10 protein-coding genes are annotated in these 11,445 nt (G+C 66.5%); all 10 read right to left on the reverse strand.

All coding sequences use genetic code 11. The features are described from left to right. Nucleotides 1–58: 58 nt before the first annotated feature. Nucleotides 59–1,522, reverse strand: coding sequence for a hypothetical protein (locus N687_RS0107110; protein WP_029421197.1), 1,464 nt, complete (start codon nt 1,520–1,522; stop codon nt 59–61). Nucleotides 1,523–1,616: 94 nt separating this feature from the next. Next, on the reverse strand, nt 1,617–1,976 hold the full coding sequence (locus N687_RS23785; protein ID WP_156040070.1) for a zinc-binding dehydrogenase: 360 nt from the start codon (nt 1,974–1,976) through the stop codon (nt 1,617–1,619). Nucleotides 1,977–2,106: 130 nt separating this feature from the next. Continuing rightward, complete coding sequence (locus N687_RS23790; RefSeq protein ID WP_156040071.1) at nt 2,107–2,673, reverse strand: alcohol dehydrogenase catalytic domain-containing protein; 567 nt, start codon at nt 2,671–2,673, stop codon at nt 2,107–2,109. Between the two features lie 103 nt (nt 2,674–2,776). Next, nucleotides 2,777–3,208: a hypothetical protein gene (locus N687_RS0107120; RefSeq protein WP_035462096.1), complete on the reverse strand. Its 432-nt coding sequence runs from the start codon at nt 3,206–3,208 to the stop codon at nt 2,777–2,779. Nucleotides 3,209–3,315: 107 nt separating this feature from the next. Next, complete coding sequence (locus N687_RS0107125; protein WP_051663563.1) at nt 3,316–5,076, reverse strand: ABC transporter ATP-binding protein; 1,761 nt, start codon at nt 5,074–5,076, stop codon at nt 3,316–3,318. Between the two features lie 8 nt (nt 5,077–5,084). Continuing rightward, nucleotides 5,085–6,833, reverse strand: coding sequence for an ABC transporter ATP-binding protein (locus N687_RS0107130; protein ID WP_029421200.1), 1,749 nt, complete (start codon nt 6,831–6,833; stop codon nt 5,085–5,087). Between the two features lie 572 nt (nt 6,834–7,405). Next, complete coding sequence (locus N687_RS0107135; protein WP_029421201.1) at nt 7,406–8,761, reverse strand: glucose-6-phosphate isomerase; 1,356 nt, start codon at nt 8,759–8,761, stop codon at nt 7,406–7,408. A 23-nt stretch (nt 8,762–8,784) separates the two neighbouring features. Then, a complete protein-coding gene (locus N687_RS0107140) occupies nt 8,785–9,564 on the reverse strand; it encodes a Na+/H+ antiporter NhaC family protein (protein WP_231493424.1) in 780 nt (259 codons plus the stop codon). Next, complete coding sequence (locus N687_RS0107145; RefSeq protein WP_051663022.1) at nt 9,561–10,448, reverse strand: hypothetical protein; 888 nt, start codon at nt 10,446–10,448, stop codon at nt 9,561–9,563. The genes N687_RS0107140 and N687_RS0107145 overlap by 4 nt, the downstream gene beginning before the upstream one ends. Before the next feature lie 114 nt (nt 10,449–10,562). Then, complete coding sequence (locus N687_RS22025) at nt 10,563–11,291, reverse strand: HAD family hydrolase (RefSeq protein ID WP_051663023.1); 729 nt, start codon at nt 11,289–11,291, stop codon at nt 10,563–10,565. Nucleotides 11,292–11,445: the final 154 nt, after the last annotated feature.

Raw genomic sequence — 11,445 nt, forward strand, 5'->3', positions numbered from 1 at the left:
CCGTGGCATTTGTACCTGAGCTAGGGTACGCGCGCCGGGGGAGGAGGGTGACAGTCCTTCAGCCACCCGCAGGCCGGAAGTCGTTTCGCACCAGAACCTCTGCGCCGCCGCCGCGGAACGCGACGTGCCAATCGGGATCGTGTTCAAGATACGTCACGATGGGAAACCCGCTGGGGAACAGCGCCACCTGGAAGCCGTACTGGTTCAGCAGGTCGGGACAGTTCCACCACACGTTGCGGATGGCCAGGTAATCGGAGAACACCGAATTCTGCAGGTAGATGTCGGTGCGCCCGTCGACGAAGGTCGGCACACCGCGGTAGATCAGGTAGCCGCCGTATTCGTAGCCGTTGACCAGCTTGCCGTTCAGGTCGTGGGAGAGCATCCAGTTGACCGCCGCCACCGGATAAGCCCCGGGATCCATGTGTTGGTCCACGCCGCCCCGCACGTCGGGCAGGAACCAGAGGAGGTAGCCCAGGGTGCCCGCCATGACGATCCCGTTGAAGGCCCGCAGCCACCGCGACGGGTGGAGCAGCACGCGCCACCAGTCGGCGAGCACCCGCGCCATCAGGGGGACTGCGGACATGCACAGGTACGGGATGAACCGTTGGTACACCAGCGCCACCGCGAAGCAGCCCCCGAAGTACAGGGTCTCCCGCCAGGGGATGGTGCGGGATCGACCCAACAGGATCAGGAAGCACACGATGAGAAACGGGAGAAGGCCGTATTTGAACGAATCGATGTGGAAGTTCGGCGAGTGCCACTCCATGATGTTGTCGGTCATCAGGGTGTTGGTGGACAACAGGGCGTACGTGTACGCCTTGATCCCGTTGGGGTTGATAAGTCCGGCCAAGAAGCCTGCGGCGGCCGCGAGCAGCAGCTTCCAGCGTGCCCCGCGCGGCAGGGTCAATCCGGTGAATCGGCCGATGGGCGGGAGGAAGCTGAGCAGGACCTCGAGCAGGAGCATGACGATCCCGATGCTCGACGATCCGTGCGCATTCGCCCACACGAGCATCAGGGGCGGAACCAGCCACAGCACCCGCGTCGCGCCCTCGCGCACCCGCTGCAGGATCCACAGGAAGACGGAGAACATCATGTAGGAGACCATCTGCGGACGCATCGTCCAGAAGACCAGCGGCACGAGGGTGGCGGCGATGGCCGCGAGGGCCGCCACCACCCGGTGGCCGTGGCTCACCCGGGTGCCGATCCGGTACAGCACCAGCACGGTGACGGTGTGGATGGCCACCTGCATCAACCACGGGCCCGCGAATCCGAAATGGTTCGCCAGCCAAGCGAAGACGACCTCGAACAGCCACTCCTGGGTCACCCACGGCTGGCCGTGGGCCGTCCAGGAGAACGGATCGGTGGTCGGCACCACGTGATGCTGCAGCATGTAGCGCCCCGCGCCCAGGTGCCATGGGGTATCGGGATCGTTGTACGGATGCATCTGGTAGACGGCGAAACCGACGAGCCACATCCACAGCGCGAGGCGCTCGGTGGCGAACCAACGCTGCCCGCGTCGCATGATCATCCCCCTCAGCCAGTGCGCACCCCGCCGGAGTGCGGATGAGGACAAAGCAGGATCATCATACCATACGGCGCGGGCGGTGGGGGCCGCCTCACACCTCAATCAACGCCTTGATGGCCCCCGCCTCCGGCCGGGTGATGGCCGGAAAGGCCTCGGGCACGTCGTCGAAGGCGATGTGATGCGTCACGTACCGGGACACGTCGACGAAGCCGTCCCGGACGGCGCCGTGCACGGTCTCGAAGTCCTCCCGGGTGGCGTTGCGGCTGCTCAGGAGCGTCAGCTCCCGCTTGTGAAACTCGGGATCGGACAGCGGCACGTCGCCGTTGACCAGGCCCACGTACACCAGGGTCCCGCCGTGGGCGGCATATTGTACGGTGTCCGCCATGGATCGGGCATTGCCCGTGGCGTCGAAGACCACCTCCGGGAAGGCCCCTTCCGTAAGGTCCGCCAACGCCGCCTGAACGCCGGCCGTCTGCGAGCCACCCCCGCCCCGTCCGTCAACGCGCCCGCGTCCACCGTCTCGTCGGCGTGGGCAAACGTCCGCGCTGCGGCCAACCGGTCGCCGCTGATGTCCATCGCGATCACGCGGGCCCCCGCCGCTTGGCGAACGCCATCACGCCGAGGCCGATGGGCCCCGCGCCGATGACGAGGGCGGTCTGCCCGGGCCCGATCCCCGATCGGCGGACGGCGTGGGCACCGATGGCGAGGGGCTCGAGCACCGCCGCCTGGTCGAGCGCCAACCCCACCGCCGGGAACACGTGCGTCGCGGGCACCGCCAGAACCTCCACCATCCCGCCGTCCGTGTGCACACCGAGCACCTCCAACCGCGTGCAGCAGTTCGTCCGCCCGCTCCGGCAGGCCGCGCACTCGCCGCAGTGCAGGTACGGGATCACCGACACCGCATCGCCCGGCCGCAACCCGGTGGCGCGAGCCTCCGCATCGCCGATCTCGGCGATGGTCCCGGCCAACTCGTGCCCCAGCACGCGCGGATACGTGAAGTACGGCTGCCGGCCGTGAAACGCGTGGATGTCCGTACCGCAGATCCCGATGCGGCGGATGCGGATGAGGACCTCGCCCGTCCGTCGCGCCGGCTCTGGCACGTCGTCGGCCACGAAACGCCCGGGCTGCTGGCATGTGATGCGCTTCATGATCCATCCCCCTCTCCATTCCTATCGAACATTCTAACCCATTCGACAGGCTTGGCGGGGATGAAAGAAAGAAGCAGGGGCTCAGGAGCCCCCCGCGGGCCCCTCACCCCCGCTTCGGCACCACGACCAGATAGGCCTCCATCGGCCCCTCGTGCGCCGCGTCCGCGTGGGCGGTGCACAGCAGGCGGAAGAAGCCCGGCTTGTCCGCTTGGAAGCGCAGCACGGTCTCCTGATTCCGGTGGATGACGCCCTTCAAGTTGTAGCCTTCCAGGACAAACGGGTGATCGTGTCCCTTGAGACCGTACAGGTGCAACTCGACGTCGTCCCCTTCGGTGGCCACGTACACCGCGGGATCGAACCGGTACACTTCTTTTTCCGATCCATCGGCCTGCTTCGCGGCGATCTCATTGGTCACCACCCGATAGGACACGGTTGCGGCGTACGCGGCGGAATGCGGGGCCATCGCCGCGCCCAACCAGACGGCGGCAGCCGCCGCGGCAAGGCGCTGCAACGTCCTGGCTTGCCGTAGGATCATGCGAATCCCTCACCCTGTCCCGCCCGCGAGGAGCGGGTGATGGTCAACCCCGGTCACGGGGCTCTTTCGGTATAGGATGATCTTTCCAGGCGGATTCCATGCATCATTCACCGAGCGGCGCTGCCCGCGGAACCCGTTTCTGCGGCGTCGACGGCGGATTTCCGATGCAGTTCGGCGTACAGGCCGCCCAAGGCCAGCAGCGCCTCGTGCGTCCCTTCTTCCACGATGCGGCCTTGATGGAGGACGACGATGCGATCCGCGTGCCGGATGGTCGACAAGCGGTGCGCGATGACGAGCGTGGTCCGGTTCTTCGCGACCGCCTCCAGCCCCGCCTGGACCAAGGCCTCCGTCTGGCTGTCCAGGTTGGCCGTCGCTTCGTCGAGGATGAGGATGGGCGGGTTGAGGGCGACGATGCGGGCGAAAGAGATCAGCTGCCGCTCGCCCATCGACAGGTTGGCCCCTTTGGCGAACAGGCGCGTCTGATACCCTTCGGGCAGCCGTTCAATCACCTCGTGCGCCCCCACCGCCCGGGCGGCCGCCACCACCGCCTCGTCGGAGATGTCCGGGCGGAAGAGGCGGATGTTGTCCGCCACCGTGCCGGTGAAAAGATACACCTCCTGCTGCACCAGGCCGACGATCCGGTGCAAGTCCGCCAGCCGCAGGCGGCGGATGTCGATCCCGTCGATGGTGATGCGCCCTTCCTGCGGATCGTAAAACCGCGTCAAGAGGCTCATCAGTGAGCTCTTGCCGGCGCCGGTGGCGCCGACGAAGCCCACAAACGCCCCGGCGGGTACGGTAAAGGACACGCCGTGCAGCACGGGCCGCCCGGGCGTGTAGGCGAAGGTGATGTTCTCAAAGCGGACCTCGCCGCGGATGGGCGGTAACGCCTCCAGCGGGAGGGGATGCACGGGCTCTGCCACGTCGGGCTGGACGGCCAGCACCTTGCCGATGCGATCCGCCGCGACGATGGTCGACTGCAGGGTGTTCCACTGCTGCGTGATGCTGTTGATGGGCTGGAAGAACTGCCGGATGTATGTGATGAACGCGTACAGGGTGCCGAAGGGAATGGTGTGCCGCAACACCGCCCATCCCCCGACCCACACCACGGCCGCCACGGCCACGTTGCCGAGGAGCTCGAATGTCCGGTTGAACATCACCGACAGCCGGTACTCGGCGACGCTGGCCCGGCGATGCAGCCCGTTGAGTTCCGCGAAGGCTCCGGCCTGCCGCTCCTCCTGGTGGAAGATCTGGATAATACGCATCCCGGCCAAGTTTTCGGCGAGAAAGGCGATGATGTTCGACAGCCGGGTGCGGGTGGTCTGGTAGCGATCGCGCAGGCGGCGCCGGAACGCCAGCGAGATGGCGAAGAGGATGGGGATGAGCCCCATGCAGTAGCTGGCGATGCGCACGTCGAGCTGATACATGGCCACGACGATCAACACCAGGGACAGGCCGTCACGCACCATGCTCAAGAAGAAGTTGGTGAAAAACTGGCTCACGGTCTCCGTGTCGCTCGACACGTTGGTCACCAGCCTGCCGACGGCGTTGGTGTCGAAAAAGCGCATCGACTGCCGCTCGATGTGCGAGAACAGAGCGATGCGGATTTTGCGGATCACGCTCTGCCCGGCGTACTGCAGCAGCTGCACCTGGGTGTAGTTGGCCGCCAGGCCCGCCACGGCCACCAACAGGTACAACCCCGCGATCTCCATCAACCCGTGCAGGTTCGGTGCGGGTCCGGTGATGTCCTGATCGATGGCGATCTTCACCAGGTACGGCTGCAGCACGGACGTGCCGTTATACACCAAGACCAGCAGGATGACGCCGACGAAGTGCCACACGTATCCCCGGGCGTAGGGCAAGAGGCGCATCAGGCTGTTCACGCGGTCACCCCCTGTTCCGTCTCCTGCAGACGGTACATGTCCGCATAGATGCCGCCTTGGCGCAGCAGGTCTTCGTGGGTGCCCTGCTCGGCGACGGTGCCGCCGTCCAGGACGACAATCCAGTCCGCATGGCGCACAGCCGACAGCCGGTGGGCGATGATGAGGGTCGTCTTGTCGCGGCGCACCCGCCGGATGTTGGCGATGATCTGCTTCTCCGTGTTCATGTCGACGGCGGACAGGCTGTCGTCGAGGATCAGGATCGGGGCGTCCTTCAACAAGGCGCGGGCGATGGCGGCCCGCTGACGCTGCCCGCCGGAGAGGGTCACGCCGCGCTCGCCGACGAGGGTGTCGAGCCCCTCCGGGAACGTCTCCAGCACCTCGGTGAAGGCGGCGTTGCGGACGGCCTCCATGACCTCGTCCCGGGTCGCGTCCGCTTTCGAAAAGGCGATGTTCTCGCCGATGGTGGTCGAGAACAAGAAGCCGTCCTGCGGCACGTACGAGATGGCCTCGCGCAGGCTCCGCAGGGTGACCGTGCGCACATCGCGCCCGTCGATGAACACCGAGCCCGGCGGGGGATCGAAGATGCGCGGCAACAGGTTGACCAGGGTGGTCTTACCGGATCCGGTCCGCCCGACGATGCCGAGGGTCTGTCCGGGCCGCACCCGGATCCGCACGTCGTGCAGGGCCGGGTGCGTGCCGTCCGGGTAGGTGAAGACATCGAGATCGATCACCACCTCCCCCTGCACCCGCCCCAACGGCGCGGCCCCGGGTTCGTCGCCGATGTCCGGCACCTCGGTCAGCAGCACCTCCAAGCGCTGCAACGACGCGGAGGCCCGCTGGAAATAGTTGAAGACAAAGCCCATCTCCTGCAGGGGCGTGATGAGCATCGCCAAGTACAAAGTGAACGCGACGAAGGAGCCGAGGGGGATTTCCCGGGTGATCGTCAGGACGCCGCCGTACAACAGGGCGATCACGAATGCCAACGATCCCATGAACGGGATCAGCGACTGCATCAGCGCGCTGCGCCGGAAGACGCCCATCTGGCGGCGGACAATGGCGTCGACGCGCTCCGTGAACCGCCGCTGCTCCACCTCCTCGTTGGCGGTGGCCTTGATGAGGCGAATGGCGGTCAAGCTCTCCTCCGTCAGGTCGGCCATGTCGGACAGCGCCTCCTGGGCCTGCCGCGTCGCATTGCGGATGCGCGGCCCGAGCCACCCGACGAGGAACGGCACGAACACAATCGGGATCATGCTCACCAGGGTCAGCTTGACGCTCACCGTGCGAAAGGTCATCACCAGCGTCGAGGCCAATAGGAAGATGGCATTGGTCAGGATGTTCAGGCCGCCGGAGAGGGCATCCCGAACGGATCGAACGTCGTTGAGGGCGTGGTTGAGGAGATCGCCGATGCTGCGCTGGCGGAAGTAGGACGTCGACAAGGTCTCCCAGTGGAGGAACAGCTTTCGGCGCAGCTCGTACTCGAACTGACGCCCGAGCATGCCGTTTCGCATCTGACCGAATCCGTACAGGACCACGTAGCCGATCCCGACGACGGCCAACAGGGCGGCGTAACGCCACAGCGCGCGGCCGTCCACTCGCCCGGCCTGAAGCGCATCTGTAAATTCGCCCAGCAGGTGCGGAAACTGCACCATCACGATCTCCGACAGGACGATGGACAGGATGGAGACGAGGTACGCCCAACGATGCCGAACCAAATACTGTTTGAGGAGTTGACGCGGGTTGTCCATGGGATGCCCCCTCCCTGCGCCGCCTCGGGCGTTCGGGACGGCATTTCGTGATGACGCCGGCCGGCTTTGATGGGCGTTTGGCTGCGTCGAGCTGTAGCCAGCGTTGACGACGTTGGACTTTGGCCGGCGTTTTCCATGCTATCGCGGAACGACAACACGATTTTTGAGACCGTCGATGAATCTGGGCAGAAAAGCCGCCGACACCGTGCATAGCGTACGTCCCAAGCGGACATCCACCACATGAAACGCTGCCTATTCTGCATAGATGCAGGACCTCGGTTACCCCATGTATTTTACCAGACGGATTGGAACATGGAGGGGAACGGCTGGGAGACCCAGCCCTTCCTCTCGGGGTCAGGATGACGACTAAACCAATTGCGTTTAATCCGCCGGAACAAGGCATGCATAACGGCAGTTTCGCATTTACTTCAACGCTCGTGGTAAAGTAATAAGGCGAAAACTGTGATTACGGCGCGGCGGGATGCGCTCTCTGCGGCCCCCGGCCTCCGGCCCCCTACCCGTACCCGCCTGCACGTGCGCCTGCGGACAGCGCCCCAGCCTCGCCACGCCCGTCACCGTGCGCCTTCCGCCAACCGCGCCCGCAGCGCCGCCTGCGCCGACTCGTACCCCGGCTTGCCGAGCAGAGCGAACATGTTGGTCTTGTAGGCCTCCACCCCCGGCTGATCGAACGGATTGACCCCCAGCAACAGCCCGCTCGCCGCGCACGCCAACTCGAAGAAATAGAAGAGCTCGCCCAGCGACCGCGCGCTGCGATCCGCGACCCGGATCCGCAGATTCGGCACACCCCCGTCGGCGTGCGCCAGCTGCGTGGCGATGCGCGCCTGATCGTTGATCCACGACAGGTCCCGGCCCGCGAGGTATTCCAGGCCGTCCTCCACGCCCGCCACGGCCGGGAGGGACATGGGTTCGCCCGGGTGATCCAGCGTGATCACGGTCTCGAACAGGTTCCGTGCGCCTTCCTGGATGAATTGGCCCAGCGAGTGCAGGTCCGTGGTGTACGCCACCGAGGCCGGGAACAGGCCTTTGTGGTCTTTGCCTTCGCTCTCGCCGAACAGCTGCTTCCACCACTCGGCAAAGCTGCGCAGCGCCGGCTCGTAAAACGCCAACACCTCCACCGCTTTGCCCTTGCGGTGCAGTGCGTTGCGGACGGCCGCGTAGCGGTATGCCGGGTTGTCGTCCAGCCGGTCCGTCGCCAGGGCCTCCTCCGCCGCCCGGGCCCCCTCCAACAATTCCGCTACAGGCACCCCGGCTGCCGCGAGCGGCAGCAGACCGACCGGCGTCAGCACCGAGTAGCGGCCGCCCACGTCATCTGGGATGACGAACGTCTTCAGCCCCTCGGCCTCCGCAAACCGGCGCAGAGCCCCGCGCGCCCGATCGGTCGTGACATAGATGCGGCGGCGCGCCTCCTCCGGGCCCACCTGCTGCTCCAGCCAAGCCCGCAGGACGCGGAACGCCACGGCCGGCTCCGTGGTGGTGCCCGACTTCGAGATCACGTTGATGCAGACGCGTTTGCCCGCGAGGACCCGCAGCAGATCGGCGAGGGCCGGGGCGCTCAGGTGGTTGCCCGCGAAGTACACCTCCGGCCCGCCTCGCACCGCGCGCGGCAGCTGGTTGAAATACTCCGGCAGGCACCACTCCAGGGCCGCCCTTGCGCCCAGGTACGATCCGCCGATGCCCACCACCACCAGCGCGTCCGCCTGCTCCTGGACGGCGGCCGCCGCGGCGAGCAGCGGATCGATCCCGCCGGTCAACGTCTCGCTCGGCAGATGCAGCCACCCGAGAAAATCCGCCCCCGGCACGTCTCCGGCGTGCAGGCGGCGGTGGATGTCGGAGACAAACGGCTGCAGTTGGCGCCACTCCGATTCGGCCACAGCCCCTTCGGCAAAACGAAGATCCAATTCGACCATCTCGACCCCTCCGTTTCCACGGCCTAGGATACCACCCAACCCGCGGCCGCGTACAGCAAGGCGCTGCCCCCTGCCGCCCACAGCGCGGGTTTCAGCTTGTGGCGCGCGTAGTCCATCACCGGGAGTTTCATGACCGTCGCCATCGCCACGGTGTTGTCGCTCAGGGGCGAGGCAAAGCCGCCGAAGGTGCCGCTCGCGAACACCGCCCCGGCGATGAGCGGCAGCGGCGTGTGGGTGCTCGCCGCCAGGGAGAAGCCGAGCGGCAGAAGCATCCCCCAGGTGCCGAAGGACGAGCCGATCACATAGGAGATGGCGCACCCGAATAGAAACAGGGCCGGGGCGACAAAGGCCGCCGGGACCGCCCGCCCGATGGTGCGCTCGACATAATCCGCGAACCCCAGGTCCGTGGAGACGGCCGACACCGCCCAGACCAACGCCAGCAGCACGATGACCCCCATCATCTCGTTGCCGCCGGCCAAGATGCCGAACACCGTGCGCTCAACGGGAACGCGTTGCGCCGTGTACCACACGAACGCCGCCAGCAGGGTGATGAGCAACGCCTCCAGCATGGCCTTCGCCGCGTTCGCCTGCGCCAGCGCCCCCCAGACGGTGGGCGCCTTGCCGCGCCCGTCCCACCAGGTGAGAAACAGCGTCAGACCGAGCAAAAGCAGCAGCGGCACGGCGAGATTCATCAGGCGCGGCGGGATGCGTTCAGACACAAACTCCACGGGATCCGGCGGATTCAACGCGTCGGCCGCGCCAATCCCCTCTGCGGGCCGTCGCTCGGCCCGGCCCTCGCTCACCGCAGTCGGCTCGTCGGCCCCCTCGCTGCCAGGCCCTCGGCTGCGGCGGGACGCTCGCGGGGAGGCAGGTCTGGCGGCAGTTCCGCGCCGAACTCCGCCCGCGCGAACTGGGAAGCCATTTTGAGGCGCGTCTCTGCGTTCAACCGGGCAGGACGGGGCAACGCCGGCACGGTGCCGCGGCCTGCCGCGCGCCGCTCGTCCTCCGCCCGACGCTGCGCGGCCTCCCGCCTTTCCGCGCTCGGCGAGGCGCGAAACGAGAGGACCAGCGTGTACGCCAAGATCAGCCAGGAGAAGAAATTGAGGGGGATGCTCATCAGGTACAGATGATAGGGCGATCCGGGCAAGGTCTGATGGCGGGCCGAAGTGGCGATGAGCCCCACCATGTACCCGACGAACGCCGTGCCGACCGGCACCAGCGCACACACCGGGGTCGAGGTCGCGTCGATGGTGAATGCCACCCGCTCGGCCGGGACCCGCAGGCGCTCGAAGATGCGGCGCATCACCGGCGCCACGGTGATGATGCGAAAATCAGGCGCCATAAAGGTCACGAGCGACGACACCCAGGTGACGGCGAAGGCCCCGCGCACCGACTTCACGCGGTCGGCCATCCAGTGCGCGAACCCGGATACGCCGCCCGTCACGCGCACCAGCCCGACGAAGGCGCCGAATCCGTACAGGAAGATCACCAGCCGCAGGTTGTCCGGTATGGCCAACTCCTTCGCGATGTACGCCAAGGCGGCGTCGATCCCGCCGAGCGGCGTCGGATCCTGCATGTACGCCCCCACCAACAGTCCCGCCAGAAGGCCCGGCAGCACCTGCCGCGTCCACATCGCAATCGGGATCACCACCAAGAACGGAACCAGCGACCAAATCCCTGCGCTCACGCGCTCACCTCCCGGCGCGTCACGCCTGGGAAGGGATCCCCAGGCAACCTCTGCCGGTCCTAGGATGTCACCGGGTGCCGTTCCATCATGCAACCGGCACGCCGCTGCCCGGTCTCACGATCGCGCCGCTTCCAACTCACGCACCCGCGCCACCACGTCTTCCGCCCGGTGCAGCGGCGGGTCGGACACCTGCGCGCACAGCTGCCGGAACCCCTCCGGATCGGGCACGTACCACACCGCATCCATCCCGCACGCCCGCGCGCCCTCGATGTCGGCCTGGTAATTGTCCCCGATCATCAAGGCATCGCGGGCCGCCACGCCCATGCCGGTCATGGCCGCCTGGTAGACGCTCGGATGGGGCTTCGCATGCCCGATGCGCTCCGAGATGAACAGCACCTCCTCCGAAAAGTACCGGTCGAGCCCGCACAGGCGCACCTTCTCCCATTGCATGTCGGGCGATCCGTTCGTGATGATGGCCAGCCGGTGTTCCGGCGACAACGCCTCGAGCAACCGATGGGTCTCCGGATACGGGCGAAGCGTCTCCGGAAAGGCGGCCATGTACGCCTCGTGGAACCGTCTGGCTTCCTCCGCGTCCTTTTCGACCCCGAAGTCCCGCCAAGCCCGCAGAAACCGCTCCCGCCTCAATTCTTCCATCGTCATGACCCGCCGATCGTAGTTTGGCCAGAGCAATTCGTGGTGGTGCAGAAACCGCTCGAGGAACGTGTCCGGCCACGCGTCACCGTACAGGGCCCGCATCGCCTTCGGGACCCCGAGATGGTACTGTTGGCGCGTGTCCACCAGGGTGTGATCGAGATCGAAGAAAATCACGTCGTACGCGCTCATGCCGACACCTCGCGTCTCATTTTTCCGCCGGGCCTCTCCCAATGCGAGGAAGCCGTGTAGTAGGATGAAAAGGTGCCCATCACACCCCTGCGTATCCAACGGCCAAGTGCGGACATTGCACCGGTGCCGTCCCATGCTGTCCATCGTCAAAAGG

Origin of the sequence: Alicyclobacillus macrosporangiidus CPP55 (assembly GCF_000702485.1) — a bacterium.
GTDB lineage: Bacteria > Bacillota > Bacilli > Alicyclobacillales > Alicyclobacillaceae > Alicyclobacillus_H > Alicyclobacillus_H macrosporangiidus_B.